25 protein-coding genes and 1 tRNA gene are annotated in these 25158 nt (G+C 72.8%); 18 read left to right on the forward strand and 8 right to left on the reverse strand.

Annotation, left to right across the window (positions count from 1 at the left end; genetic code table 11):
- Window positions 1–4: 4 nt before the first annotated feature.
- The 6 genes from R3F55_10825 (at window position 5) to R3F55_10850 (ending at window position 3688) form a co-directional block, all read left to right on the forward strand.
- Window positions 5–502, forward strand: coding sequence for an arsenate reductase ArsC (locus R3F55_10825; protein MEZ5667905.1), 498 nt, complete (start codon window positions 5–7; stop codon window positions 500–502).
- Complete coding sequence (locus tag R3F55_10830; GenBank protein ID MEZ5667906.1) at window positions 499–1089, forward strand: Maf family nucleotide pyrophosphatase; 591 nt, start codon at window positions 499–501, stop codon at window positions 1087–1089. The genes R3F55_10825 and R3F55_10830 overlap by 4 nt, the downstream gene beginning before the upstream one ends.
- Window positions 1079–2044: a ribonuclease E/G gene (locus R3F55_10835; GenBank protein MEZ5667907.1), complete on the forward strand. Its 966-nt coding sequence runs from the start codon at window positions 1079–1081 to the stop codon at window positions 2042–2044. The genes R3F55_10830 and R3F55_10835 overlap by 11 nt, the downstream gene beginning before the upstream one ends.
- The gene (gene yacG / locus R3F55_10840) at window positions 2044–2256 is read left to right on the forward strand and encodes a DNA gyrase inhibitor YacG (GenBank protein MEZ5667908.1); all 213 of its coding nucleotides are present in this window, start codon (window positions 2044–2046) and stop codon (window positions 2254–2256) included. Before R3F55_10835 ends, yacG begins: the two co-directional genes overlap by 1 nt.
- On the forward strand, window positions 2256–3533 hold the full coding sequence (locus tag R3F55_10845; protein MEZ5667909.1) for an O-antigen ligase family protein: 1278 nt from the start codon (window positions 2256–2258) through the stop codon (window positions 3531–3533). The genes yacG and R3F55_10845 overlap by 1 nt, the downstream gene beginning before the upstream one ends.
- Before the next feature lie 79 nt (window positions 3534–3612).
- Window positions 3613–3688: transfer RNA gene (locus R3F55_10850), tRNA-Phe, on the forward strand.
- Window positions 3689–3752: 64 nt separating this feature from the next.
- Here R3F55_10850 and R3F55_10855 read toward each other — a convergent pair.
- The gene (locus R3F55_10855) at window positions 3753–4226 is read right to left on the reverse strand and encodes a hypothetical protein (protein MEZ5667910.1); all 474 of its coding nucleotides are present in this window, start codon (window positions 4224–4226) and stop codon (window positions 3753–3755) included.
- A gap of 276 nt (window positions 4227–4502) precedes the next feature.
- On the opposite strand from R3F55_10855, the gene R3F55_10860 reads away from it, so the two are divergent.
- The 4 genes from R3F55_10860 (at window position 4503) to R3F55_10875 (ending at window position 9281) form a co-directional block, all read left to right on the forward strand.
- Window positions 4503–5522, forward strand: coding sequence for an alpha/beta fold hydrolase (locus tag R3F55_10860; protein MEZ5667911.1), 1020 nt, complete (start codon window positions 4503–4505; stop codon window positions 5520–5522).
- A 49-nt stretch (window positions 5523–5571) separates the two neighbouring features.
- Window positions 5572–5988 carry a hypothetical protein gene (locus tag R3F55_10865; protein MEZ5667912.1) on the forward strand — a complete coding sequence of 139 codons (417 nt, stop codon included), beginning with the start codon at window positions 5572–5574 and terminating at the stop codon, window positions 5986–5988.
- Window positions 5989–6022: 34 nt separating this feature from the next.
- On the forward strand, window positions 6023–7231 hold the full coding sequence (locus tag R3F55_10870; protein ID MEZ5667913.1) for a Tm-1-like ATP-binding domain-containing protein: 1209 nt from the start codon (window positions 6023–6025) through the stop codon (window positions 7229–7231).
- 118 nt (window positions 7232–7349) lie between these two features.
- The gene (locus R3F55_10875; protein MEZ5667914.1) at window positions 7350–9281 is read left to right on the forward strand and encodes an ATP-binding protein; all 1932 of its coding nucleotides are present in this window, start codon (window positions 7350–7352) and stop codon (window positions 9279–9281) included.
- Window positions 9282–9324: 43 nt separating this feature from the next.
- Here R3F55_10875 and R3F55_10880 read toward each other — a convergent pair whose 3' ends face one another.
- From R3F55_10880 to R3F55_10890, 3 genes are read right to left on the reverse strand one after another with little or no spacing between them, the layout of a single operon-like run.
- Entirely contained in the window at window positions 9325–10461 is a 1137-nt protein-coding gene (locus tag R3F55_10880) for an amidohydrolase family protein (GenBank protein MEZ5667915.1), read from the reverse strand.
- A 10-nt stretch (window positions 10462–10471) separates the two neighbouring features.
- Window positions 10472–11779 (reverse strand): glutamine synthetase family protein, encoded by a 1308-nt coding sequence (locus R3F55_10885; GenBank protein MEZ5667916.1) that lies wholly within the window; start codon window positions 11777–11779, stop codon window positions 10472–10474.
- Window positions 11776–12726 (reverse strand): MurR/RpiR family transcriptional regulator, encoded by a 951-nt coding sequence (locus R3F55_10890; GenBank protein MEZ5667917.1) that lies wholly within the window; start codon window positions 12724–12726, stop codon window positions 11776–11778. The genes R3F55_10885 and R3F55_10890 overlap by 4 nt, the downstream gene beginning before the upstream one ends.
- 123 nt (window positions 12727–12849) lie before the next feature.
- Here R3F55_10890 and R3F55_10895 point away from each other — a divergent pair, with 123 nt between their 5' ends.
- The 5 genes from R3F55_10895 (at window position 12850) to R3F55_10915 (ending at window position 18404) form a co-directional block, all read left to right on the forward strand.
- Window positions 12850–14718 carry a branched-chain amino acid ABC transporter ATP-binding protein/permease gene (locus tag R3F55_10895; GenBank protein MEZ5667918.1) on the forward strand — a complete coding sequence of 623 codons (1869 nt, stop codon included), beginning with the start codon at window positions 12850–12852 and terminating at the stop codon, window positions 14716–14718.
- A gap of 19 nt (window positions 14719–14737) precedes the next feature.
- On the forward strand, window positions 14738–15895 hold the full coding sequence (locus R3F55_10900) for an ABC transporter substrate-binding protein (GenBank protein ID MEZ5667919.1): 1158 nt from the start codon (window positions 14738–14740) through the stop codon (window positions 15893–15895).
- 93 nt (window positions 15896–15988) lie between these two features.
- Complete coding sequence (locus tag R3F55_10905) at window positions 15989–16711, forward strand: ABC transporter ATP-binding protein (protein MEZ5667920.1); 723 nt, start codon at window positions 15989–15991, stop codon at window positions 16709–16711.
- A 3-nt stretch (window positions 16712–16714) separates the two neighbouring features.
- Window positions 16715–17599, forward strand: coding sequence for a branched-chain amino acid ABC transporter permease (locus tag R3F55_10910; GenBank protein MEZ5667921.1), 885 nt, complete (start codon window positions 16715–16717; stop codon window positions 17597–17599).
- A 91-nt stretch (window positions 17600–17690) separates the two neighbouring features.
- Window positions 17691–18404, forward strand: a complete 714-nt coding sequence (locus R3F55_10915) for an N-formylglutamate amidohydrolase (GenBank protein ID MEZ5667922.1) — start codon at window positions 17691–17693, stop codon at window positions 18402–18404.
- A gap of 20 nt (window positions 18405–18424) precedes the next feature.
- Here R3F55_10915 and R3F55_10920 read toward each other — a convergent pair whose 3' ends face one another.
- The gene (locus R3F55_10920) at window positions 18425–19582 is read right to left on the reverse strand and encodes a mandelate racemase/muconate lactonizing enzyme family protein (protein ID MEZ5667923.1); all 1158 of its coding nucleotides are present in this window, start codon (window positions 19580–19582) and stop codon (window positions 18425–18427) included.
- Between the two features lie 128 nt (window positions 19583–19710).
- Between R3F55_10920 and R3F55_10925 the strand changes: the two genes are divergently transcribed.
- Both R3F55_10925 and R3F55_10930 read left to right on the forward strand, forming a co-directional pair.
- Window positions 19711–21765 carry an FAD-dependent oxidoreductase gene (locus tag R3F55_10925; protein MEZ5667924.1) on the forward strand — a complete coding sequence of 685 codons (2055 nt, stop codon included), beginning with the start codon at window positions 19711–19713 and terminating at the stop codon, window positions 21763–21765.
- Entirely contained in the window at window positions 21765–22019 is a 255-nt protein-coding gene (locus tag R3F55_10930; GenBank protein MEZ5667925.1) for a hypothetical protein, read from the forward strand. Before R3F55_10925 ends, R3F55_10930 begins: the two co-directional genes overlap by 1 nt.
- 1 nt (window position 22020) lies before the next feature.
- On the opposite strand, the gene R3F55_10935 is transcribed toward R3F55_10930, so the two are convergent.
- On the reverse strand, window positions 22021–22200 hold the full coding sequence (locus R3F55_10935; GenBank protein MEZ5667926.1) for a hypothetical protein: 180 nt from the start codon (window positions 22198–22200) through the stop codon (window positions 22021–22023).
- A gap of 38 nt (window positions 22201–22238) precedes the next feature.
- Here R3F55_10935 and R3F55_10940 point away from each other — a divergent pair, with 38 nt between their 5' ends.
- Window positions 22239–22439 (forward strand): isochorismatase family protein, encoded by a 201-nt coding sequence (locus R3F55_10940; protein MEZ5667927.1) that lies wholly within the window; start codon window positions 22239–22241, stop codon window positions 22437–22439.
- 62 nt (window positions 22440–22501) lie between these two features.
- Here R3F55_10940 and R3F55_10945 read toward each other — a convergent pair whose 3' ends face one another.
- Together R3F55_10945 and R3F55_10950 are read right to left on the reverse strand one after the other, a co-directional pair.
- Window positions 22502–23281, reverse strand: a complete 780-nt coding sequence (locus R3F55_10945) for a calcium-binding protein (GenBank protein MEZ5667928.1) — start codon at window positions 23279–23281, stop codon at window positions 22502–22504.
- A gap of 584 nt (window positions 23282–23865) precedes the next feature.
- Window positions 23866–25095: a calcium-binding protein gene (locus tag R3F55_10950; GenBank protein ID MEZ5667929.1), complete on the reverse strand. Its 1230-nt coding sequence runs from the start codon at window positions 25093–25095 to the stop codon at window positions 23866–23868.
- Window positions 25096–25158: the final 63 nt, after the last annotated feature.

Raw genomic sequence — 25158 nt, forward strand, 5'->3', positions numbered from 1 at the left:
GGCGATGCGCGCGGCTGAGCGGCCGATCCACGTCGTCACCGCGCCCGGCGTCGCCCGGATCGCGCGGCCCGACAGCGTGCTGTTCGCCTGTACCCGCAACGCGATCCGCTCGCCGATGGCCGAGGGCCTGCTCAAGGCGCTGCATCCGCAGCGCATCTATGTGGATTCCGTCGGCGTGCGGGAGGGCGAGGTCGACGGCTTCGCGATCGCGGTGATGGCCGAGATCGGCATCGACATCTCCGGCCATCGCGCCAAGACCTTCGAGCAGCTGCAGGACACCTATTTCGACCTGATCGTCACGCTGTCGCCGGAGGCCCAGCACAGCGCGGTGGAGCTGACCCGGACCATGGCCTGCGACGTGGAGCTGTGGCCGACCGTCGACCCGTCGATCGTCGAGGGCAGCCGCGAGGTGCGGCTGGAGGCCTACCGCCAGGTCCGCGACCAGCTGCGCAGGCGGATCGGCGCCCGCTTTCCGGTCGAACCGGCGCCGGAGCTGACGTGACGGCCGCCCGCGCCGGCCTGGTGCTGGCCTCGGCGTCGCCGCGCCGGCGCGACCTGCTGGCCCAGATCGGCGTGGTGCCGGATGCGGTCGACCCCGCCGATGTCGACGAGAGCCCGCTGCCGCGCGAGCTGCCGCGCGACCACGCGGCGCGGCTCGCCTGCGCCAAGGCCGCGGCAGTGGCCGCGCGCCACCCCGGCGACTTCGTGCTCGGCGCCGATACCGTCGTCGCCTGCGGCCGGCGCCTCCTGCCCAAGGCCGAGGACGAGGCGGCCGCGCGCGCCTGCCTGGCGCTGCTGTCGGGCCGCAACCACCGGGTCTATGGCGGAATCTGCCTGGTCACGCCCGCCGGCCGCCGCATCGGCCGCGTGGTCGAGACCCGGGTCGCCTTCAAACGGCTGTCGGCGGCCGAGATCGCCGCCTATCTGGAAAGCGGGGAATGGCGCGGCAAGGCCGGCGGCTATGCCATCCAGGGGCGCGCCGCCGCCTTCGTCATCCGGGTCAACGGCTCCTACAGCAACGTCGTCGGCCTCGGCCTCTACGAAACCGCGACGCTGCTCGACGGCGCGGGCTGGCACCGTGGCCGCTGATCCTGTCCGGGCCGAGGCGTTGCTGATCGAGCGGGTCGACGGTGTGCTGGCGGCCGCGCTGATTCGCGGCGGCGCGCTCGACGACCTGCTGGTCCAGCCGGAGGACGCGGCCGGTCCAGGCAGCGTGCTGGTCGGCCGGGTCAGCCGGATCGAGACGGGCATGGCCGCCGCCTTCGTCGACGTCGGCATGGCCCGGCACGCCCTGCTGCGCGCCCGCGACCTCGACCGCGCGCTGCGCGACCGGCCGATCGACCGCGCGCTGCACGAGGGCCAGATGCTGGCCGTGCAGCTGGTCCATCCGGGCTATGACGACAAGGGCCCGCGGGTGATCGCCCGGCTCGACCCGGCGCTGGCCGGCGAGGCGGCGGGCAAGGCCGCCGGCACGCCGTTGCGCCGGCCCGACAACCTGGCCGCGGCGCTGGCGGCGTTCGGTCCGGCGGCGCCGGCCGCGATCGTCGTCGCCGACCCGGTGATGCGGCTGCAGGCCGAACGCGCGGCCGCCGCCACCGGCCTCGACGCCGCCGTCGAGGTCGACCGCGACGGCCGGCCGCTGGAGCGCTGCGATGCCCGCGGCGCGATCGCCGGGGCGCTGGACCGCGAGGTGCCGCTGGCCGGCGGCGGCCGGCTGACCTTCGACCCGACCCGCGCGCTCATGGCCGTCGATGTCGACGCCGGCGCCGGCGCGCGCGACCTCGCGGCCTGCAACCGCGCGGCGGCCGGCGCGATTGCCCGGCAGTTGCGGATACGCAATAGTGCCGGCGTGATCGTCATCGATTTCATCGACGTCGCCGATCCGGGCCAGCGCCAGGCGGTTGAGACCGCGCTGCGCGCCGCCGTGGCGCCCGACCGGGCCGGATGCAGCCTGGCCGGCTTCGGCCCGCTCGGCCTGTACGAGATGACCCGGCGGCGCCGCGGCGCGGCGCTCGCCGACTGCTGGCCCGGCGCGCACGCCTGATGCCGTCCGCCAAGATCCACAGCCTGCCCCGGCGCAAGACCGGCTGTCCGATCTGCGGCAAGCCGCCCGCGCCCGATCTCGCCCCGTTCTGCTCGACGCGTTGCCGCGACGTCGACCTGGCGCGCTGGTTCGGCGAGACCTATGCCATCCCCGCCGTCGAGGCGGACGACGACGAGCGTGGGCAGCCGGAGCCGGACGGAGCCGCCGACTGATGGTGGCACCCGCCATCGCGACCGGCGTCGCAGCGGGCGGACGCCGCGCCGCATGGGCCCACCGGATCGCCATGCTCGGCTTCGCCGCGGCCGGCCCGCTGGCGGTGATGGCGTCGAAGGCGCTGTGGACCGCCGGCGTCGTGGTCGCCCTGGCGCGCATCGTCGGCTGGCTCGACGTCGACCGGCGCGCGGCCGCCGGCGCCTGGTTCCGCGACCTCGGCCGGCTGCAGCTGCTGTGGCCGCTGGCCCTGCTCGCGCTGGCCTCCGCCGTCTGGGCGCTGGACCCGGCCCGCAGCCTGGAGCGCGGCCTGCGCCTGTTCCTGGAGTTCGCCGTCGGCGCCACCATGCTGGGGCTGGCGGTCGAGGCCGGGCCCGACGCGGCACGCCGCCTGGTCGGCGCCGCCGCCGTCGGCCTGATCGCCGGCGCGGCGATCGGCACGGCCGACATCTGGCTGTCGGGCGGGATCATGTTCTGGGCGCACGACGCCCCGCCGACCGCCTTCGCCTATGGCCGCAGCGCCGCCTTCGTCGCGCTGGCGACGCTGCCGGTCGGCATCCTGTGCTGGCTGCACGGCCGCGCCGCGCTCGGGCTCGCCGCCGTCGCCGCCGGCCTCCTGTTCGTGCTCAACACCTTCAACGAGACCGCCCAGCTGGCGATGATCCCGGCCGCGCTCGCCGCCGCGCTCGCCCTGTGGCGCTGGACCCGGCCGCTGCCGGTGCTGGCGTTCGCGGTAGTGCTGCTGGCGATGCCGGCGGTGCTGCCGGTGCGGATGGACGGCGCCATCGGCTGCACGCTGATGGAGGCCAAGCTCAGCCTGGTCCACCGGCTCGGCATCTGGAACTACGCCGACACGCTGATCGCCGAGAAGCCGCTGCTGGGCTGGGGCCTGGAGGCTGCGCGCGACGTGCCCGGCGGCACCGACCGCTATGCCATGCCGGCCTGCGCGAACGTGACCGACAGCGCCGAGAGCCTGGCCCAGCGCATGCCGCTGCACCCGCACGACTTCGCGCTGAACCTGTGGCTGGAGCTGGGCGCGGTCGGCGCCTTCCTCGGGCTGTGCGTCGTGGCCGGCTGGACCCGCGCGCTGGCCCGGCTGCCGGCGCGCCGCGCCATGGGCTTCGCCGCCACCGCCGGCGGCGCCTTCCTGCCCGCGACGATCAGCTTCGGCATGTGGCAGGGCTGGTGGATCACCAGCCTGTTCCTGGTCGCCGCCCTGTGCTGCCTGGCGCCGCAGGCGACGCCCGCAAGTGCAGGCGGCCCGCCCGCCGCGCGTTGAGCCGCCGCGCCCCGCCGGCCGCCGCCGTGCGGATTCGCGCTGGACGCCCCGCCCGGCCTTGCTCTATAACGCGGCCCGCGCCCAGGTAGCTCAGTTGGTAGAGCAGGGGACTGAAAATCCCCGTGTCGGCAGTTCAAATCTGTCCCTGGGCACCACTTTTCCCGCATCGCCCCGCCTTGACGACAGCAACGCCCGATCGCGGCGGCGCGCTGCCCCGCGTCACTTCGGCGGCAGGGTGCAGCGGATATAGGGGCCGTGCTCGGGGTCGTTCTCGCTGCTGAGCCCGCCGCCGGCCGCGTCGCAGTTGGCGATGAAGGTGGCCTGGCCGCCGCCGCAGCCGGTGCCGTCGGCCCAGCAGTTGGCGGCCGAGGCGGCGGTGCCGCCGCCGTCCTGCGCCACCAGGCCGAAGCCGCCGCCCGGCCCGGTCAGCACCACCTGCAGCAGCGCATCGACCTGCTCGTCGCCGGTCGCCGGCTGGCCCGGGCCGGCGGGGCCGAGCGCCGGCGGCACGATGCGCAGCGCCGGGCCGGTGGGGCCGCGCCCCGGCAGCGACAGCACCTGCGGCTGCGGCGCGCGGCCGACGCCGGCGCGGTCGAGGGCCGGAGCCGAGCCGCTCGGATCGGTGGCCAGCGCCGGCAGCGTCAGTCCGACGGTCACGGCCAGCACGCCGGCCTGCAACAGAAGCTTCGACATCGCGCGTTCCTCTCCGATTTCGTGCGGACGACACAATGCCGCCACGATCCGTAGGTCGCGGCCGGCGGCCGGCCGGTTCAATCCGGGGGATGCGCGGCGGCCGCCGCTGGGGGAGGATCGACCCGGCGCCCCCCGGGCGGCACGGCATCCATCGCCCGACGGCCCGCCGGGCGGCGGTGCAGCCGTCGCGCCCGCGCGATCGCGGCTGGTGCGATCTGTGCAGGCGGACCGCCGCGGCCGGCGCGCCGCGCGCAACGGACTTCGGGGAGGAGCGAGATGACCGTCGACGACGAGATCTTCGATTGCGGCGACGTGCGCCTGCAGAGCGGCGCGACGCTGCGCGACGCCAAGCTAGCTTACAAGACCTTCGGCACCCTGAACGCCGACAAGAGCAACGTGATCGTCTACCCGACCTGGTATTCCGGCCAGCACACCGACAACGAATGGCTGATCGGCGCGGGCATGGCGCTCGACCCGGCGAAATACTTCATCATCATCCCGAACATGTTCGGCAACGGGCTGTCGTCTTCGCCGAGCAACACGCCGGAGCCGTACAACGCCGCGCGCTTTCCCCACTTCACGCCGTACGACAACGTCCGCCAGCAGCACCGGCTGGTGACCGAGCGCTTCGGCATCGAGAAGATCCGGCTGGTCACCGGCTGGTCGATGGGCGCGCTGCAGACCTTTCACTGGGCGGTGCTCTATCCCGACATGATGCAGGCGATCGCGCCGTTCTGCGGTTCGGCCCGGTGCTCGCGGCACAATTTCGTGTTCCTCGAGGGCGTGAAGGCGGCGCTGACCGCCGACGCCGCCTGGAACGGCGGCTGGTACACCGAGAAGCCGAACCGCGGCCTGCGCGCGATGGCCAGGGTCTATGCCGGCTGGGGCTTCAGCCAGGACTTCTATCGCGCCGAGCTCGACATCCAGACGCTGGGCTTCTCGTCGCTGGAGGATTTCCTGGTCGCGTTCTGGGAGGGGTTCTTCCTGTCGCGCGACGCCAACAACCTGCTGGCGATGCTGTGGACCTGGCAGCACGGCGACATCGCCGCCAACGAGCTCTACGGCGGCGACTTCAAAAAGGCGCTGGGCGCGATCAAGGCCCGCGCCTACGTCATGCCGGGCCAGACCGACCTCTATTTCCCGGTCGCCGACAGCGAGATCGAGGTGGCCAACATGCCGAACGCGGAGCTGATCCCGATCCCGTCGATCTGGGGCCATTTCGCCGGCGGGCCGGGCACCAACCCGGACGACGTCCGGTTCCTCGACGACAAGCTCAAGGAGCTGCTGGCGGGGTGAGCCGGCGCGGCCGCACCCGCCGGGCCGGCCGACCGAGGGAGGACCGGGCATGATCCGGCTGACATCCGCGCAGTTCGACGCCTTCGTCCGCGGCCATGGCCGCGTCGCCTGCCTGATGCATCGGGGCGGACCCGGCGATCACGCCGCCAGCCTTGCCCGGGCCGTGGCCGAGCGGGCCGGCGACGACGGCTGGGCGGTCGCCGAGATCGACCTCGACGACACCGACGACATCGCCGCCGCGTTCGGCCTCGACCGGCCCGGCACGCACCTGCTGATCATGCGCGACGCGGTGGTGCTCTATTGCGAGCCGCTCGGCCCCGACGCGACCCCGGGCCGGATCGGCACCGTCATCGCCGGCGCGCAGGCGCTGGACATGGCCCGGGTCCGCGCCGAGATCGAGCAGGAGCGCAACGCACGCGCCATCCACGCCCACCGCGCCTGCCCGACCACCTGGCGGACGCGCTGACGCGACCGCCGTGCGACGCAACGGGGAGGCGACGATCGGCACGCTCTACGTCATCGGCACGATGGACACCAAGGCGGACGAGCTGCTGTACGCCAAGGCCTGTGCCGAGGCGGCCGGCGTCGGCGCGGTGCTGGTCGACGTCGGCACCCGCGGCGGCGATGCGCGTGCCGATGTCGCTGCGGCGGCGGTCGCCGCCTGCCATCCCGACGGCGCCGCCGCGGTGCTCGGCCTCGACGACCGTGGCCGGGCGGTGACGGCAATGGCGGAGGCGCTGTCGGCGTTCCTCGCCGCACGCGGCGACGTCGGCGGCGTGCTCGGGCTCGGCGGGTCCGGCAACACCGCGCTGGTCACCCAGGCGATGCGCAGCCTGCCGATCGGGCTGCCCAAGCTGATGCTGTCCACCGTCGCCTCCGGCAACGTCGCCGCCTATGTCGGCCCCAACGACATCGCGATGGTCTATTCGGTGGTCGATATCGCCGGCCTCAACGCCATCTCCCGCCGCATCATCGGCAACGCCGCCCACGCCGCCGCCGGCATGGTGCGCCACCCGGTCCCCGCCTCGCCGGCGGACCGGCCGGCCGTCGGCCTGACCATGTTCGGCGTCACCACCGCATGCGTCACCGCGGTGCGACGCGCGCTGGAGGACCGGTTCGAGACGGTGGTGTTCCATGCGACCGGCACCGGCGGCCAGTCGATGGAGAAGCTGGCGGATTCGGGCTTCTTCGCCGCTCTGATCGATCTGACCACTACCGAGGTGGCGGATTTTCTGGTCGGTGGCGTCTTTCCGTGCACCGACGACCGCTTCGGCGCGGCGATCCGCACGCGCCTGCCCTATGTCGGCTCGGTCGGCGCGGTCGACATGGTCAATTTCGGCCCGCGCGAGACGGTGCCGGCGGCCTATGCCGGCCGGTGCCTGCACGTGCACAACGCCCAGGTCACGCTGATGCGCACCACCGCGCAGGAGAACGAGGCCATCGGCCGCTTCATCGTCGCCCGCCTCAACCGCATGGAGGGGCCGGTGCGCTTCCTGCTGCCGCTGCGCGGCGTCTCCGCCCTCGACGCGCCGGGCCAGCCGTTCCACGACCCCGCGGCCGACGCCGCCCTGTTCGCCGCGATCCGCGCCGGCTGGCGCGACGGCGCCAACCGGCAGCTCATCGCGGTCGACGCCCATGTCAACGACGCCGCCTTCGCCCGGGCGGCGGTGGACGCCTTCGCCGCGGTGCGCGCCGCCGGCGCCGGCTGAGCCCGGCCACGGACTTTTTTGCATCGCATCGCGTGAAATAAACCGAAAGTTCAACAACCGAGAGTCAAATGGGGCTCGGGGAGCCAAAAACCCATCCGGCGCGAAAGCATACAAAGTTATGCAGGAAGACGAGATTCACTCTGCGTACCGCAGCGATGTCGAACTCCTGCGCGCGATTCTCGACGCCATCCCCGATCCGATCTTCGTGAAGAACCAGGATCATCGCTGGATTTACGCCAATCGCGCCTACACAGACCTGATCGGTCTGGATGACTATTATCTCAAAAGCGATACGGATGTCGGCGAGTTCACCGACGAGCAGCGCCAGATCTTCTGGGCCGAGGACGAAAAGGCCATCAACGGAAAGATCAGCATCAACGAGGAGCGCATCGGCGAAAACCTGGTCGCACTGACCAAGAAGATACCCATCGCCTTGCCCGATGGCTCGCGCGGCCTGGTCGGCATCATCTTCGACATCACCGAATACCGTGCGGTGCAGCTGCAGGCCGAGCGCGCGATCGCGGCCAACGAGGCCAAGGCCCGCTTCATCGCCCATACCAACCACGAGATCCGCACGCCGCTGAACGGCATCCTCGGCATGGCGCAGTCGCTGATGGGCGAAAGCCTGTCCGCCACCCAGCACGACAAGGTCGGCATCATCCTGGAATCCGGCAAGACCCTGATGGCGATCCTCAACGACGTGCTCGACCTCGCCAAGATCGAGTCCGGCAAGATGGAGATCGCGCCGGTGCCGACCGACCTGCGCCACGCCATCGGCCGCGTCGGCAAGCTGTTCGCGCCGCGGGCGGAGGAGAAGGGGCTCACCCTGACCATCGCGGTCGGTGCCGGCACCCCGCCGACGCTGGCGCTGGATCCCGTCCGCTTCCGCCAGTGCATCTCCAACCTGATCTCCAACGCGATCAAGTTCACCGAAACCGGGGGCGTCCACGTCGTCGCCGGCGCCGAGCCGCAGCCCGACGGCGGCTGGCGCGTCGACGTCACCGTCAAGGACACCGGCATCGGCATCGCCGGCCACGTGCAGGAACGACTGTTCTCGGAATTCACCCAGGCGGACAGCTCGACGACGCGGCAGTTCGGCGGCACCGGGCTGGGGCTGGCGATCACCCGCCGGCTCGCCCGGCTGATGGGCGGCGACGTCACGCTGACCAGCGCACCGGGGCTCGGCTCCGCCTTCACCCTGACCGTGGCCGCCCAGGCGGTGGTCCAGCCGGCGGCGCCGGCCGGCGGCGCGCCGGCGGTGCCGGAGACCGGGATCATGCGCGGCCGCCGCGTGCTCGTGGTCGACGACAACGCCGTCAACCGCACGGTCGCGCGCCTGCTGCTCGACAACCTCGACATCGCCCTGGCCGAGGCGGAGAACGGCCGCATGGCGCTCGACCTGCTGGCGGCGCAGCCGTTCGACCTGGTGCTGCTCGACGTCCACATGCCGGTGATGGACGGGCCGCAGACGATCCGCCACATCCGCGGCACCCCGGCGCTGGCGGCGCTGCCGGTGATCGCGCTGACCGCGGACGCGATGAGCGGCGACCGCGAGCGGTTCCTGGCCATGGGCATGAGCGGCTATGTCTCCAAGCCGATCAGCCAGGCGGAGCTGTTGTCGGAGATGACGCGCGTGCTGTCGGCGACCGCGATGCAGCCCGCCGCCGAGCCGGCAAGCCGCGACGACGGCCTGCCGGCCCCGGCCGATCCGCTCGCCACCTTGCGGACGACCTGGCTGCAGACGGTGCGGCAGGAGCTGCCGGCGCTGCTGGCCGAGCTGGTCGACGGCACGGCCGAGCGGCCGCGCGCCGATGCGCTGTTCCGCGCCATGCACGACCTGAAGGCGCAGGCGCCGTTGTTCGGCCACCAGCGCATGGGCGCCCTCGCCGACGCGCTGTGTCGCGGGCTGCGCGAGCGCGACGACGCGCTGACCCCGGCCGAGCGGGCGAGCGCGACCGCCGCGGTGCGCGCCCTGGTCGAGCTCGCCGACGGCGGGCCCGATGCGGCGGATGCCGACGACGCGGCGCTGCCGCGGCGGGCGCGCGCCTGACCCGCGGCCACCCCACGCGACCGCGCGGCCCCGCGCCAGCCCGCTATGCGCAGGCGGGGATCGGGTAGATGCGTCGGGCGTTGCCGCCCGCGATCATAGCGGCGATGCGTTCGGCATCGCGGGCGGTGCAGTCGCCGGCCGCGATCCAGTCGTCGAGGATGGCGCCCAGGGTCCGCTCGAACTGCAGCCGACCCAGGTAGTAGAGCTCCGGCAGGCCGAACGCGTCGGAACTGAACAGCTGCTTGGTGAACGGCCCCATCTCCAGCGCATCGGCCATCACCCGCCTCGCCGAGGCGCCGGTGTAGTTCAGCGTGGCGCCGACGTCGTAATAGACGTTGGAGAACACCTCGGCCATCCACGCCGCCTCGCGCTCGAACGGGTAGCAGTGCAGCAGGCAGATCGCCACGCCCGCCTCTTCCGCCGCCTCGATGAAAGCGGTGAACACCGTCGGATCGCAGCGGTGCATGACGATGTCGCGGTCGCCGAAGCCGACATGCAGCTGCAGCGGCAGCTTGCGGCTGGCGCAGATGTCGAGGCCCTGCCACAGCCCCCAGCGCAGCAGCACGGGCGATTCCAGCCGCCGCCAGCCGCCGGCCTCGTTGGCGCGCAGCCAGTCCTCCGTGGCCCGCTGCGCGTCATGCCGCGACGGCCGGCTCGGGTCGAGGTCGAACGCGGCGCGATAGGAGACGATCGACTTCAGCCCGACCGCGCCGGCGGCATCGGCGTCGAGCGTCGCGGCGAAGCGGTCCAGCAGCGACGCGGCGTCGCCGCCCGCGCGCGCCGCCGCCTCCATCACCGCCTCGATCCGCACCACCTCCCACGCCGCGGTGGCCGCGAGCCGGCCCATCGCCTCGACGCCGAGGATGGCGTCGCTGCGGTGGCCGGTGTCGATCAGCATCGCCGACAGGCCCGCGCCGCGCAGCAGCCGGCGACCGACCTCCTCGGCGCCGAGCGCGCGCCGCCGCGCGACATAGGCCTCCGGCTCCGCGTGCGGCTCCAGGTCCAGCACCGGCGCGCAATGGCGGCGGATCATCAGACCCAGCGGCTTGTCGAACTGGCTGAAGCCGGGCGCATGCGGCAGCCGCGCCTCCGAGAACAGCGCCTCGAACCCGCGCCGGTCGAGGTCGCCGGGCACCACGCCGTGGCAATGATGGTCGACGAGATCGTCGAGCGCGATCATCGGCGCACCCTCAATAGGCAGCGCGATAGCGGGCGAAGACGTCCTGCGCCGGCATCGCCGCGGCGGCCGCCTCCTCCCAGCGCTTGACCGAGACGAAGGTCTCGAACAGCCGCGGCGCGAACCAGCCGCGCGCGATCGCGTCGGCCTCCAGCGTGTCGAGCGCGGCGGCGAGCGAGGTCGGCAGCGGTCGGATACCGGCGGCCTCGCGGTCCGCCTCGCTCATGTCGGCCGGATCGATCGCCGCCGGCGGCGGCAGCGGCAGCGCCCGCTCGATGCCGTCGAGCCCCGCCCGCACCAGCGCGCCGAGCGCGAGATAGGGCGACGCCAGCGCGTCCGAGGGGCGGAATTCCAGGTTGTAGCCGCGGGCCACCGCCGCGTCGTCGCCGACGCCGGGAATGATCCGGATCGCCGCCTCGCGATTCTGCAGCCCGATCGCGCTGAAGCCGCAGCTCCAGTGATGCGGGCCGAGCCGATGGTAGGAGATCGGTGCCGGCGCGGTCACCGCGACCAGCGCGTGCACATGCGCCATGATGCCGGCGGCGAAGCGCGCCGCGACCGCCGACAGCCCCAGCGGCCCGTCGGCATCGTAGGTCACGTTGGCGCCGTCGGCGTCGGCGAGGCTGAGATGGATGTGGGCGCCGTTGCCGACCGCCTCCGGCGCCGGCTTCGGCGTGAAGGTGGCGTTCAGCCCGTGGCGCCGCGCGACCTCGCGGATCACCTCGCGGGCGATCAGCGCGCTGTCGCCGCCGCGCAGCCCCAGCTCCGGCTTGCAGCTGATCTCGAACTGGCCGATGCCGTATTCCGGCTCCACGGTCTCGACCCCGACCCCGGCCGCGACCAGGCATTCGTGCATCTGCAGCAGCACCGGCTGCACCCGCCGCGCCGCCCCGAAGCTGAACGGCGCATCGGGCCCGACGCCGTCGCCGGTCAGCAGGAACTCGTGCTCGAAGCTGCTCCGCAGCGCCAGCCCGGTGCGTTCGTGCAGGTCGGCCAGCGCGTGGCGCAGGAAGGTGCGCGCGCAGCAGTCCCATTCCTCCTCGGGCCCGAGGCGGCTGTCGCAGATGGCGGCATCGACGGCGGGATGGATGCCGTCGGCGGGAATGGTGAAGCGCGCGGCGGGATCCGGGATCTGCCGCACCTCGTGCACCGGGCCCCAGACGTTGTCGATGATGTCGGTGAACGGCGTCATCGCCTGGCCGGCCGCGGCCCAGCCGACGCCGCTCTCCAGCCGGCGCTCGAAGTCGACGGTCGGCACGCCGCGCACCCGGCTCATGCCGACCAGGTCGCTCCACAGCAGATAGGTCAGTCCCCCGCTCATCCGGTCCCCGTCTCGTCGTTGCCGTTCCGCTGCGTATCGGCCTCGCCCCAGGCGAAGCCGTCGTCCAGCTCCTCGAAATCCCGCAATCGCGCCAGCGCCTGCTCGCCGAGCCGCTCATACAGGCCGGCAACCAGCGCCTCGGTCAAGGCCAGCGCGGCGACCAGGCTGTCGAACGGCGACGGCGCGCTGACCGCCGCGGTCAGCACCACGTCGGCCCAGTCGGCGATCGGCGACATCCACGGGTCGGTGACCAGCACGATCTTCACCCGGCGGCGCTTGGCCTCGCGCGCGAACTCGACGCTGTCGCGCTGGTAGCGGCGGAAGTCGAAGACGGTCAGCACGTGAGCGCGGCCGACGTCGGCCAGCCGGTCGCGCCGGTCCTGTGCGGTGTAGCGCACCAGCTCGCAGCCGGGCCGGATCAGGTGGGCGTGGTAGTACAACTGCTCGGCCAGGCTCTGGCTGAACCGGCCGCCGGCAAAGATCAGCCGGCGGCGCCCGTCGGCCAGCAGGTCGAGCGCGCGGGCCAGTTCCGCGCCAGCCAGCCGGTCGAAGGTCTCGCCGATCGCCGCCAACGCGGTGTGGCGGGCGCGATCGGCCAGCGGCGCCCGCTCGGCATCGGCGCCGCGCCGGCGCATCTGCCGCAACGCGGAGTCCGCGCGCGCGGCCGCCTCGCCCAGCGCATCGGCACGGAACGGCGGGTAGCCCGGATAGCCGAGCTTGGCCAGGCAGCGCAGCAATGTCGCCGGTGCCACGTCGGCGTCGGCCGCCAGCGCGGTTGCGGTGTCCGGCATCGCCGCCGCCCGGCCGGCCAGCAGGTGGCGCACCAGCCGGCGCTCGGCCGGACTCAGCGCCGGCATCGCGGCGCGGATCCGCTCGGCCAGGGTCCGCGGCCGGTCGCCCGACGGACGCGTTGAACCCTGCCAGTCGGTGTTTTCGGTATCGGTCATTTCTGCCATTTCCGGAAAGGGCAGATTGACCCCTCGCGCCCAACCTGTCTATCGTCTTCGTCTGAGGCGGGGATCGCCGGGGCGACCGTCGCACCGGACGCTCGGCCCGGAATGCGGGCGGGAATGGCTGAGAACCAGGCAATCTTGGTGCAATGCGAGGCATCGCCGCTGTTGTCCGGCCTGTCCGACGCCGGCCGCACCGCCGCGATGGTCGCCATTCCCGTTTTGGCGATCTGGGCGTTTCTCGGCGGGGCCGAGCAGAGCCTCGCCACCAACTTCCTGGTCATGCTGACGGCTGCGCTGGGCTTCGCCGCCTTCTCGGCCAATTCCGGCGTGCTCAGCTTCGGCCACGCCGCCTTCATGGGGCTGGCCGCCCACATCTCCGCGCTGCTGACCATGCCGGCGGCGGTGAAGGCCAGCGCGCTGCCGGACCTGCCGGCGTTCCTGGCCGGGGTCGAGCTGCCGTTCCTCGCCTCGCTGGCGGTCACGGTGGCGCTCGTCGCGCTGCTCGCCTTCGTCGTCGGCATCCCGATCTGCCGGCTGGGCGGGTCGGAGGCGGCGATCGCCACGCTCGGCCTGCTGATGATCGCCTATTCGGTGCTGGTCGGCGCGCGCGAGCTGACCCGCGGCAGCCAGGCGCTGTACGGCATCCCGCAGACTGTCGACATCGTCGTCGGGCTGGCGCTGGCCGTGGCTGCGCTGTTCGTCGTGCGCGGCTGGCGCGACAGCCGCTGGGGCCTGATGCTGCGGGCGGTGCGCGAGGACGAGCCGGCGGCGATGGCGATCGGGATCAGGCCCGACCGGGCCCGGCTTGCCAGCTGGACCCTGTCCGGCGCGGTGGCGGCGCTGGCCGGCGTGATGCTCGGCCATTTCCTGACCGTGTTCTCGCCACAGGAATTCTACTTCGACCTCACCTTCGCCGTGCTGGTGATGCTGATCGTCGGCGGCTTCGCCAGCACCACCGGCGCCGTGGTCGGCGCGGTGCTGGTCACCGTGCTGATCGAGATCCTGCGCCGGATCGAGCAGAGCGGGCTGTTCGAGGCCATCGGCATCGGCCAGGTGTTCGGGCTGACCGAGATCGGGCTGAGCGTCGCCGTCCTGTGGGTGCTCTACCGGCACAACGACGGGCTGCTCGGCCATCGCGAGCTGACCGACCTGTGGCCGCTGCGCCGCCGCGGACCGGCGGACCCCGCCGCACCGCCCGCCCCGGCCGCGACCGGGCAAGACGCGCCCGCCGGCGTCGGCCTGGTCGTGCGCGGCATGGGCAAGACCTATGGCGGGGTGGTCGCGCTGGACGGCGTCGACATGGCCGTGGCGCCGGGCGAGATCGTCGGGCTGATCGGCCCGAACGGCTCCGGCAAGACCACCCTGCTCGGCTGCATCGCCGGCACCCACGAGCCGACCGCCGGCGCGGTCACCGCCGACGGCACCGACCTCACCGGGCTCGCTCCCTACGCCGTCGCCCGCCGCGGCATCGGCCGCACCTTCCAGACCCTGCGCCCGTTCGGCCGGCTGACCGCGCTGGACAACGTCGCCGCCGCGGTCACCGCCGCCGGCCGGGTCCGCGGCGGGCGGGCGCAGCGCGCCGCCGCCCGCGCGCTGCTCGCCACCTTCGGCATCGCCGGCTTCGCCGACCGCGAGGCGCGCACGCTGGCCTACGGCCAGCAGCGCCGGCTGGAGATCGCCCGCGCCATGGCCTTGGAGCCGCGCTACCTGCTGCTCGACGAGCCCGCCGCCGGCCTGAACGACGCCGAGTCCGACGACCTGCTCGCCACGCTCGAGGGCGTGCGCCGCCGTCACGGCCTCGGCATCCTGATCGTCGACCACGACCTGCGCCTGATCATGCGGCTGTGCGACCGCATCGTCGTGCTGAACAAGGGCGGCGTCATCGCCGACGGCACGCCCGACCAGGTGCGCCGCGATCCCGCTGTCCGCACCGCCTATCTCGGCAGCGGCCACGACGCGGCCGCAGCCACCGCCACCAGCCATTGACCAGAAGGGGGAGATGACGATGAACGCGATCCGCAACGCCCTGCTCGCCGGCGCCGCACTGGCCGCCGTACCGGCTGCCGCCGGAGCCCAGGACAGCCTGAAGATCGGCTATCTCGGCGGGCTGACCGGCTATCTCGCGCCGTTCGACCAGCCCAGCCTGGCCGGGGTCGAGGTGGCGGTCGACGAGATCAACGCCGCCGGCGGCATCGGCGGCTCGATCCCGATCGAGCTGATCGTGCGCGACATGCGCTCCGACACCGCACAGGCCAGCGCGATGGCGCAGGAGCTGGTCGGCGACGGCATCGGCGTGCTGATCTCGCCCTGCGACGTCGACCCGTCGATCGCCGCCGGCCTGATCGCCCAGGCCGCGCTGGTGCCGGCGATCACCAGCTGCGCCTCGACCCCGACCCTGCCCGGCACGGTCGGCGAGTACATGTTCTCCAACTACACCGCCGACAACCTGCAGGCGGCGGCACTGGCCGAGTTCGCCACCGCGCAGGGCTACAAGACCGCCTGGGTGATGCTGTCGCCCGACACGCCCTACACCCAGCGCCTGCCGGAGTATTTCGCCGAGGCGTTCACCATCATGGGCGGCACGGTGCTCGACACGGTCGAATACACCATGGGCCAGCAGGACTTCTCGGCCGAGGTGACCAACATCGCCTCGATGGACCCGCTGCCGGACGTGATCATGACCTCGGCCTACGAGCCCGACTTCCCGGCCTTCATCCGCGCGCTGCGCGGCGCCGGCATCGAGACGCCGGTGCTCGGCTCCGACGGCATCGATTCGCCGACCACCACCGCGCTCGGCGACGTCGCCGAGGGCGTGGTGTTCACCAACGCCGGCTATCCGAGCGAGGGTTCGGCGCTGGCGGACTTCTACGCCCGCTACGAGGCGTTCCACGGCTCAGCGGCCGAGACGGCCTACACCGCCACCGGCTACGACATGATCAAGGTGATCGAGGCGGCGGTGATCGCCGCCGGCTCGACCGAGGGTGCCGCGATCCGCGACGCCATCGACGCGGTCGAGGGCGTGCAGGGCGCCACCGGGCTGATCAGCTATGCCGGCGGCACCCGCGTGCCGCTGCGCAACGTCGCGCTCAACCGGGTCACCGGCGGCCATGTCGAGCACGTCGCCGACGTCACCCCGTCGCCGGACCACATCCCGGCGCCCTGACGCCGGCGCCGCGGTCCGACCGTCGATGGCGACGCCAGGCATCGGTCGGTTCCCGCCCGCGGTCACGGGGGCGGCGGCCGGCCGGTCGGCAGCATGACCGGAACGCCGCTGCTGTCGATCGACGGCCTTGCCGTGTCCTATGGCGCGGTGCAGGCGGTGCGCGGGGTCTCGCTGGCGGTCGGCAAGGGCGAGGCGGTCGCCCTGCTCGGCGCCAACGGCGCCGGCAAGAGCTCGCTGCTCAACGCGGTGATGGGACTGGTGCCGGGCACCACCGGCGCGGTCGCATTCCGCGGACAGCCGATCGCCCGCAAGGCGCCGGAGCAGATCGCCGCCCTCGGCCTGACCCTGGTGTTCGAGGGCCGGCGGGTGTTCCCCAAGCTCAGCGTCGACGAGAACCTGCGGCTCGGCGCGGTCGCCGGCCGCGGCCGCGTCGACGCGGCGGCGCGGCTGGCCGAGATGCGGGCGCTGTTCCCGGTGCTGGGCGAGCGCGCGCACCAGGCCGCCGGCACGCTGTCGGGCGGCGAGCAGCAGATGCTGGCGATCGCCCGGGCCCTGATGTCGGCGCCGGAGATGGTGCTGCTCGACGAGCCCTCGCTGGGTCTCGCCCCGCAGGTGGTCGAGGACGTGTTCGCGATGATCGAGCGGCTGAAGGCGATGGGCACCACCATCCTGCTGGTCGAGCAGAATGTGGAGATGGGCCTGTCGGTCGCCGACCGCGCCTATGTGATGCAGAGCGGCGCCATCGTCGATTCCGGCGACGCCCGCGCGCTCGCCGCCGGCGGGCGGCTGGCCGAAGCCTATCTGGCCGGGGCCTGAGCGATGGACGTGTTCGTGCAGCAACTGGCCAACGGCCTCAGCCTGGGCGGCACCTACGCCCTGCTGGCGCTCGGGCTTGCCATCGTTTTCTCGATCATGGGCCTGATCAACTTCGCCCATGGCGACCTGATGACGCTGTGCGGCTATGTGATGGTGTTCATCGTCGCCGCCGGCCTGCCCTTCGCGCTCGCGGTCGTCGCCGGCGTCGCCACCGCGGCGGTCGCCGCGATGCTAATGGAACGGATCGCGTTCCGGCCGCTGCGCGGCGCCGGCGCCGCCTCGATGCTGCTGTCCAGCTTCGCGATCAGCACCATCCTGCACATCCTGTTCCAGAACCTGATCTCGGCCCGGCCGCAGGCGATCCCCTACCCCGCCTTCTTCAGCGCCACCGTCGACCTCGGCATCGCGCGCATCGGCATGATCCAGGCGATCTCGATCGCCGCCACCGCGGTGCTGCTGGTGGCGCTCGACCAGTTCATGCGCCGTTCGGTGCTCGGCATCGGCATGCGCGCCGCCGCGCAGGACTTCGCCGTCACCCGGGTGATGGGCATCAACGCCGACCGGGTGATCGTCGCGGCCTTCGCCATATCCGGCCTGCTCGCCGGCGTCGCCGCGGTGCTGTGGATCGCCCAGCGCGGCTCGGTCGACCCGACCATGGGCTTCAACCCGGTGCTGAAGGCATTCATCGCCGTCGTGCTGGGCGGGCTGGGCAGCCTGCCCGGCGCGGTCGCCGGCGGCGTGGTGCTGGGGCTGCTCGAGGTGTTCCTGCGCGCCTATCTGCCCGAGGCGGTGATCCCCTATCGCGACGCGGTGGCCCTGAGCGTGGTGATCGCCATCCTGCTGGCGCGGCCGAAGGGCCTGCTCGGCCGGCGCGAGGCGGTGCGATGAGCGCCGGCCTGCCGCCGCTGCTGCTGGGGCCGGACGACCCGCCGCCGGTGCGGGTGGCGAACCCGGCCGGCGCGGCGCCGCTGCTGATCCTGTGCGACCACGCCAGCCGGCGCCTGCCGGCCGCCTCGGCGACCTCGGCCTGCCGGCCGAGCAGCTCCGCCGCCACATCGCCTGGGACGTCGGGGCCGAGGACCTGGCCGAGAGCTTCGCCCGGCGCTACGGCGCCCGCGCCGTGCTGGCCGGCTATTCGCGGCTGGCGATCGACCTGAACCGCTATCCGCAGGACCCGCAGTCGATCGCGCCCGCCAGCGACGGCACGCCGGTGCCCGGCAACCACGGGCTCGGCCCGGCCGAACGCGAGCGCCGGGTGGCGGAGATCTTCGCGCCCTACCACGCCCGCGTCGCGCGCGAGCTCGACACGCTCGGCCGGCTCGGCCTGCGCCCGCTGGTGTTCTCGGTGCACACCATGACCAACCGGCTGGGCGGCGGCGCCGAGCGGCCGCAGCAGATCACGGTGTGCTCGGTGCAGGCGGAACCGTGGGCGCTGCTGGCGCTGGACGCGCTGCATGCCGCCGGCGACATCGTGGTCGGCCACAACCGGCCCTACGCAGTCGACCTCGGCATCGACTACACCGTGCCGGAGCACGCCATCCGCCGCGGCCTGCCCTGGCTGCAGATCGAGTTCCGCCAGGACCTGGTGGCGACGCCGGCGGCGGCCCAGGCCTGGGCCGACCGCTTCGCGCCGGCGCTGGAGCGCGTGCTGGAGGCGGTGACCCGCCAGGGCACCGGAACCGCGGCCGAATGAGCCGGCCGGGCCGCGGCCGCTCAGTCGACGGCGTAGCGGCGCAGCATCGCCGGATCCGGCTCCACGCCGATGCCCGGCGCCTCCGGGGCCGCCACGGTGCCATCGGCGGCGACCTGGCCGCGGATGTCGAGCGGCACCAGCGGCAGCGCGTCGAGGAAGCGGTTGGGGGTGGTGTCGAACTCCAGCATCGGCGTCCACGGGTGCAGCCCGCCCGGCAGGTCCGGCATCGCGGTCAGCAGGTGCAGGTTGACCGCCACCGACAGCGCCGAGCCCCAGACGTGGTTGACCACCGGCACGAAATGGGCATGCGCCAGCGCCAGCACCTTGAGATATTCGGAGATGCCGCCCAGGCCGCAGACCTCCGGCTGGGCGATGTCGACGCAGCCGGCCGCCAGCAGGTCGCGCCAGCCCCAACGGGTGAACTCGGCCTCGCCGCCGGCGATGTTGACCGCCAGCCGCTCGCGCAGGTGGCGATAGCCGGCGCGGTCCTCCGGCGCCACCGGCTCCTCGAACCAGTAGACGCCGAGCGCATCGAGCGCGCGGCCGACCGTCAGCGCGTCGCTGGCGGTGTAGCAGTGGTTGGCGTCGACCATCAGCCGGACGTCGTCGCCGAGCGCACCGCGCACCGCCTCGACCAGGCGGATGTCCGCGCGCGGACCGAGACCGACCTTCATCTTCACCGCGCCGAAGCCCTGCGCCGCGATGGCGGCGGCTTCGTCGGCGAAGCGCGGCGCCAGGTCGGCGTCGCGGCGCAGCATCATGCCGTAGCCGTAGACCGGCACCCGCTCGCGGCAGCGCCCGCCGACCAGCCGGTACAGCGGCTGGCCGGCCACCTTGCCGGCGATGTCCCACAGCGCGATGTCGACGCCGGACAGCGCCTGCAGCGCCATCCCCTTCTGGCCGTGGTCGCGCAGCAGGTTGTAGACCCGGTGCCACAGCCGCTCGCGCTGCGACGGGTCCTCGCCGACCAGCATCGGCGCGATCACCCGCTCGACGATGGTGCGGTTGGCCAGCGCCACCGCGCCCGGCCCGAAGCATTCGCCCCAGCCGGTCACGCCTTCGTCGGTGCTGACCTCGACCAGGTGGGCGCTGCGCCGCGCGTAATATTGCTGCGAATAGCCGAGCTCCTCGTCGAGGGCATAGCCCAGCACATGGCTTCTGATCGCGGTGATGCGCATGGCGCCCCGTCCCCGGTGTCGGCTGGCGCACCCCTAAGCACAGCGGCGCGACGCCGGCAACCGGCATGCGACGCCGCCGCGGCCGCGCGGCCATGGACAGCGATGGCGCCGGCCGCGATGATCGCGCCATGACCGCCCGCGATCCCCGCTACGACGTGCTGTTCGAACCAGTCCGCATCGGCCCGGTGACCGCGCGCAACCGCTTCTTCCAGGTGCCGCACTGCAACGGCATGGGCCACCGCTATCCCCGCGCGATGGCGGCGATGCGCGGGGTCAAGGCCGAGGGCGGCTGGGCGGTGGTGGCGACCGAGGAGGTCGAGGTCGACTGGCACTCCGACATCAGCCCCTATATCGAAGGCCAGCTGTGGGACGACCGCGACATCGCCTATCACGCCGCGATGGTCGAGGCGGTGCACGCGCACGGGTCGCTGGCGGCGATCGAGCCGGTCCACCAGGGGCTGGCCTGCGCCAACCTGACCAGCCGCGAGCACGTGCTCGGTCCGTCCGGCGGCGCCATCCTGCAGGGCCACCCGGTCACCGCGCGGGCGATGGACCGGCAGGACATCCGTACCGCCCGCCGCCGCCACCGCGACTTCGCCCTGCGGGCGGTCGAGGCCGGCTACGACATCGTCTATGTCTATGCAGGCCACAACCTGTCGCTGGCGATGCACTTCCTGCTGCCGCGCTACAACCAGCGCGACGACGAATATGGCGGGCCGCTGGAGAACCGGGTCCGCTTCCTGCGCGAGCTGCTGGAGGATACCCGCGATGCGGTCGGCGACCGCTGCGCCGTCGCGCTGCGGCTTGCGGTCGACGAGTTGAGGGGCCCGGACGGCCTGCAGTCCGACGGCGAGATGCGCGACGTGGTCGGCATGCTGGCGGAGCTGCCCGACCTGTGGGACGTCAACGTCTCCGACTGGTCGAACGACAGCCAGACCGCGCGCTTCGCCGAGGAGGGCTACCAGGAGCCCTATATCGGCTTCGTCAAGGCGCTGACCACCAAGCCGGTGGTCGGCGTCGGCCGCTATACCTCGCCCGACCGCATGGTCGCGCTGGTCGAAAAGGGCGTGCTCGACTTCATCGGCGCCGCCCGCCCGTCGATCGCCGACCCGTTCCTGCCGCAGAAGATCGCCGACGGCCGGATCGAGGACATCCGCGAATGCATCGGCTGCAACATCTGCGTGTCCGGCGACATGACGATGACGCCGATCCGCTGCACCCAGAATCCGACGATGGCCGAGGAGTGGCGCAAGGGCTGGCATCCGGAGCGGATCGCGCCGGCGGCCAGCGCCGATCCGGTGCTGGTGGTCGGCGCCGGGCCGGCGGGCCTGGAATGCGCCCGCGCGCTCGGCCAGCGCGGCTATCCGGTGGTGCTGGCCGAGGCCGGCGACGCGCTCGGCGGCCGCTCGAAGGCCGAGGCGCGGCTGCCGGGACTGGCCAGCTACGGCCGGGTCGCCGACTGGCGCATCCAGCAGCTGCACGGGCTGGCCAACGTCGAGGTCTACCGCGCCAGCGATCTCGGCGCTGCCGACGTGCTGGAGTTCGGCGCCCCGCACATCGTGCTCGCCACCGGGGCGACGTGGCGGCGCGACGGCGGCGGACGCAGCCACCGCGGCGGCCTGCCGATCGACGCCGACGTGCCGGTGTTCACGCCCGACGACGTGATGGCCGGCCGCCTGCCCGACGGCGGCCGCGTGCTGCTGTTCGACGACGATCCCTACTACATGGGCGGCGTGGTGGCCGAGGCACTGGCCCGCGCCGGCTGCGCCGTCACCCTGCTGACCCCCGCCGCCGTGGTCTCGCCCTGGACCGTCAACACGCTGGAGCAGGGCCGGATCCAGGCGCGGCTGCTCGACCTCGGCGTCGTGCTGCTGACCGGGCGCAACCCCGTGAGCCTGGGCCCGGTGGTCCGCCACGCCTGCGTCTACACCGGCGCGGAGGCGGAGACGGCGTGCGACGCGCTGGCGCTGGTCACCGGCCGGGTGCCGCGCGACGGCCTGTATCGCGCGCTGTGCGACGCGGCCGGCGACGGGCCGGTGCCATGGCGCAGCCTGCACGTCATCGGCGACGCCGCCGCGCCCGGCACCCTGGCCGCCGCGGTCTATGCCGGCCATGCCCGCGCGCGCGCCCACGACGCGGCGCCCGCCGACGGGCCGCCCTTCCTGCGCGAGCTGTGCTTCTGATGGCCGGGCCGCTTCCCGCGATCGACGCGCCTGGCGGCGCCTATCGCGAGCGCGCAATCGTGCCGGCGCGCACCGCCCTGCTCTCCGTCGACATGCAGAACCTGGAGCTGGCGCCGGAGCGGATCGCGCGCAGCCGCCGGCACGGCACCGCGGAGGCGGCCAAGCGCGCCTATTTCGAGCGGGTGGAGACGGTCGTCATCCCGGCCCAGCAGCGGCTGCAGGCGGCGGCGCGCGCCGGGCCGGCATCGAGGTGATCTACACGGTGATCGAGAGCCTGACCCGCGACGGGCGCGACCGCAGCCTCGACCACAAGATCTCCAACCTGCACGCCGCCAGGGGCAGCGTCGAGGCGCAGGTGATCGACGCGGTGGCGCCGCAGGGCGACGAGATCGTCATCCCGAAGACCTCGTCGGGCGTGTTCAATTCCACCAACATCGACTACGTGCTGCGCAACACTCGGCATCGAATTCCTGGTGATCTACGGCGTGGTCACCGACCAGTGCGTCAGATCGGCGGTGCGCGACGCCGCCGACCGCGGCTATCTGGTCACCCAGGTCGAGGATTGCTGCGCCACCTATTCCGCCGCGCGCCACGACCAGTCGATCCGTGCCATGGCCGGCCACTACGCCCGCTGCCGCAGCGCCGACCAGGTGATCGCGGAGATGGCCGGATAGCGACGCGCCCGCGCCGCCCGCGCTTCAGAAAACGAAGTCGTCGGCGACCAGCGCGCCGCTGTTCAGCCTTCCAGCAGGATGCCCTCCGCGCCCGGCACATGGACGAAGGTGCCGACGATGCTGTCCTGGAACACCAGGTCGCCGAAGCCGACGCCGTAGGCGCTGGAGTCGATGCGGTCGCCGAGCCCGGGGCCGGCCTCGAAGCCGACGATGCGGGTGGAGCCGCTGGCGTCGTCGACCACGAACAGGTCGGCGCCGATGCCGCCGATCAGCGTGTCGTCGCCGAGCCCGCCGTCCAGCGTGTCGTTGCCCTTGTCGCCGTAGAGCCGATCGTTGCCGTCGCCGCCGTCGAGGATGTCGTTGCCGGCGTTGCCCCACAGCGTGTTGGCCGCGCCGTCGCCGTCGATGACGTCGTCGTGGTTCGAGCCCTCGACATTCTCGATGCCGGCCAGCAGGTCGCCGGCGGCATCGCCGCCGCTCTGTTGGGTGAAGCAGACCTCCGTGCCGGTCGGCTGCAGGTGGATGAACACCGCCATCGACGATTCGGCGTAGGACACCGTGTCGATGCCTTCGCCGCCGTCGATCAGGTCGGCGCCCGTGCCGCCGTCGATCCAGTCGTCGCCGAGTCCGCCCGACACGTCGTCGTTGCCGCTGCCGGCGTGGATTTCGTCGTCGCCGCTCAACGGGACGACCACGGTCTCGCCCATCACGGTCACATAGACCGAGCCGTCGGCGACGATGTAGTCGTTGCCGGCACCGCCAGATCTCGTCGTCGCCGGCGCCGCCCCAGAAATAGTCGCGGTCGCCGTCGCCGGAAATGAAGTCGTTGCCCTCGCCGCCATAGAGATGGTCGGAATCGTCGCCGCCCCACATGCTGTCGTTGCCGGCGTCGCCGTAGAGGACGTCGATGCCGATGCCGCCGTGGATCTCGTCGTCGCCGTCGTTGCCGCGCAGGTAGTCGTTGCCGGCGCCGCCGTCGAGGAAGTCGTTGTCGCCGCCGCCGTACAGATAGTCGTCGCCGCCGTCGCCATACAGCATGTCGTCGCCGGCAAAGCCATACAGCGCGTCGTTGCCCGTACCGCCGCTGATGTAATCGTTGCCGCCATAGCCGCGCAGCACGTCGTCGCCGCCGTTGCCGTAGATCGCGTCGCGACCCGCGCCGCCGGAAAGCGAATCCTTGCCGGACCCGCCGGTCAGGATGTCGTCGAAAAGCAGAAAACCGATGGGGATCGGCTTCAGGATCAGCGGCATGGTCCATGCTCCGGTGTCAGGGTCGAGATGCCGGCACGGGGGGTGTGCCGACCGGGCTCGCAGCTATGTCGCACCGGCCAGCCCCGCGGTTCACGCTGTCCGGCGGCACCGGGCCGCCGGGCACGCGTCGACGCGTCGCGCCGGACCGCGCTGCGGTCCCGCACGCGCCGGCCGGTCAGAACACGAAGTCGTCGGCGACCAGCGCCGCGCTGCCCAGCCCTTCCAGCAGAATGCCCTCCGCGCCCGGCACATGCACGAAGGTGCCGACGATGCTGTCCTGGAACACCAGGTCGCCGAAGCCGACGCCGTAGGCGCTGAGGTCGATGCGGTCGCCGAGCCCGGGGCCGGCCTCGAAGCCGACGATGCGGGTGGAGCCGCTGGCGTCGTCGACCACGAACAGGTCGGCGCCGATGCCGCCGATCAGCGTGTCGTCGCCGAGCCCGCCGTCCAGCGTGTCGTTGCCCTTGTCGCCGTAGAGCCGATCGTTGCCGTCGCCGCCGTCGAGGATGTCGTTGCCGGCGTTGCCCCACAGCGTGTTGGCCGCGCCGTCGCCGTCGATGACGTCGTCGTGGTTCGAGCCCTCGACATTCTCGATGCCGGCCAGCAGGTCGCCATTGGCATCGCCGCCGCTCTGCTCGGCGAAGCAGGTCTCCAGGCCGGTCGGCTGCAGGTGGATGAACACCGCCATTGACGATTCGGCGTAGGACACCGTGTCGATGCCGTCGTCGCCGAGGATCGTGTCGGCGCCGGCGCCGCCGTCGATCCAGTCGTTGCCGACGCCGGCCCAGACATAGTCGGCGCCGCTGCCGGCGTGGATCACGTCGTCGCCGAGCACCTGCAGCTGGAAGGTCATGCCCATGTAGGTGACGGTGGTCCAGCCGTCGGCCACGATGTAGTCGTCGCCGCTGCCGCCCCAGATCTCGTCGTCGCCGGCGCCGCCCCAGAAATAGTCGGCGGCGTCATCGCCGGACATGTAGTCGTTGCCGGTGCCGCCGTAGAGCCAGTCGGAATCGGCGCCGCCCCACATGCTGTCGTTGCCGGCGTCGCCGTAGAGGATGTCGCTGCCGGCGCCGCCGTGGATCTCGTCGTCGCCGTCGTTGCCGTGCATGTAGTCGTCGCCGGTGCCGCCATCGAGGACGTCGTCGTCGCCGGCGCCGTAGAGGTGGTCGTTGCCGCTGCCGCCATGGAGCGTGTCGTCGCCGGCGAAACCGTAGACCGCGTCGTCGCCGTCGCCGCCGTCGACATAGTCGTCGCCGCCATAGCCGCGCAGCAGGTCGTCGCCGCCATAGCCGTAGATGCCGTCGCGGGCGTTGCCGCCCTGCAGCGTGTCGTTGCCCCCGCCGCCGACGAGGATGTCGTCATACAGCAGGAATCCGACGGCGACCTTGGTGAAACCAATCGGCATGATCATGCTCCCGAGCCGGTTTTGTCGTGCCGGCACGGGGCGCGCGCCGACCGGGTCTTGCCG

This window comes from Alphaproteobacteria bacterium, assembly GCA_041396705.1.
In the GTDB taxonomy this organism is placed as follows: domain Bacteria; phylum Pseudomonadota; class Alphaproteobacteria; order CALKHQ01; family CALKHQ01; genus CALKHQ01.

Coding starts and splice junctions, on each gene's coding strand:
- R3F55_10920 (MEZ5667923.1), bottom strand. CDS start 19,582: ATGCGCATCACCGCGATCAGAAGCCATGTGCTGGGCTATGCCCTCGAC.
- yacG (MEZ5667908.1), top strand. CDS start 2,044: ATGCCGTCCGCCAAGATCCACAGCCTGCCCCGGCGCAAGACCGGCTGT.
- R3F55_10900 (MEZ5667919.1), top strand. CDS start 14,738: ATGAACGCGATCCGCAACGCCCTGCTCGCCGGCGCCGCACTGGCCGCC.
- R3F55_10925 (MEZ5667924.1), top strand. CDS start 19,711: ATGACCGCCCGCGATCCCCGCTACGACGTGCTGTTCGAACCAGTCCGC.
- R3F55_10880 (MEZ5667915.1), bottom strand. CDS start 10,461: ATGATCGCGCTCGACGATCTCGTCGACCATCATTGCCACGGCGTGGTG.
- R3F55_10865 (MEZ5667912.1), top strand. CDS start 5,572: ATGATCCGGCTGACATCCGCGCAGTTCGACGCCTTCGTCCGCGGCCAT.
- R3F55_10905 (MEZ5667920.1), top strand. CDS start 15,989: ATGACCGGAACGCCGCTGCTGTCGATCGACGGCCTTGCCGTGTCCTAT.
- R3F55_10930 (MEZ5667925.1), top strand. CDS start 21,765: ATGGCCGGGCCGCTTCCCGCGATCGACGCGCCTGGCGGCGCCTATCGC.
- R3F55_10895 (MEZ5667918.1), top strand. CDS start 12,850: ATGGCTGAGAACCAGGCAATCTTGGTGCAATGCGAGGCATCGCCGCTG.
- R3F55_10950 (MEZ5667929.1), bottom strand. CDS start 25,095: ATGCCGATTGGTTTCACCAAGGTCGCCGTCGGATTCCTGCTGTATGAC.
- R3F55_10945 (MEZ5667928.1), bottom strand. CDS start 23,281: ATGGCGGCGAGGGCAACGACTTCATTTCCGGCGACGGCGACCGCGACT.
- R3F55_10845 (MEZ5667909.1), top strand. CDS start 2,256: ATGGTGGCACCCGCCATCGCGACCGGCGTCGCAGCGGGCGGACGCCGC.
- R3F55_10910 (MEZ5667921.1), top strand. CDS start 16,715: ATGGACGTGTTCGTGCAGCAACTGGCCAACGGCCTCAGCCTGGGCGGC.
- R3F55_10885 (MEZ5667916.1), bottom strand. CDS start 11,779: ATGAGCGGGGGACTGACCTATCTGCTGTGGAGCGACCTGGTCGGCATG.
- R3F55_10875 (MEZ5667914.1), top strand. CDS start 7,350: ATGCAGGAAGACGAGATTCACTCTGCGTACCGCAGCGATGTCGAACTC.
- R3F55_10825 (MEZ5667905.1), top strand. CDS start 5: ATGCGCGCGGCTGAGCGGCCGATCCACGTCGTCACCGCGCCCGGCGTC.
- R3F55_10860 (MEZ5667911.1), top strand. CDS start 4,503: ATGACCGTCGACGACGAGATCTTCGATTGCGGCGACGTGCGCCTGCAG.
- R3F55_10890 (MEZ5667917.1), bottom strand. CDS start 12,726: ATGACCGATACCGAAAACACCGACTGGCAGGGTTCAACGCGTCCGTCG.
- R3F55_10935 (MEZ5667926.1), bottom strand. CDS start 22,200: ATGTTGGTGGAATTGAACACGCCCGACGAGGTCTTCGGGATGACGATC.
- R3F55_10855 (MEZ5667910.1), bottom strand. CDS start 4,226: ATGTCGAAGCTTCTGTTGCAGGCCGGCGTGCTGGCCGTGACCGTCGGA.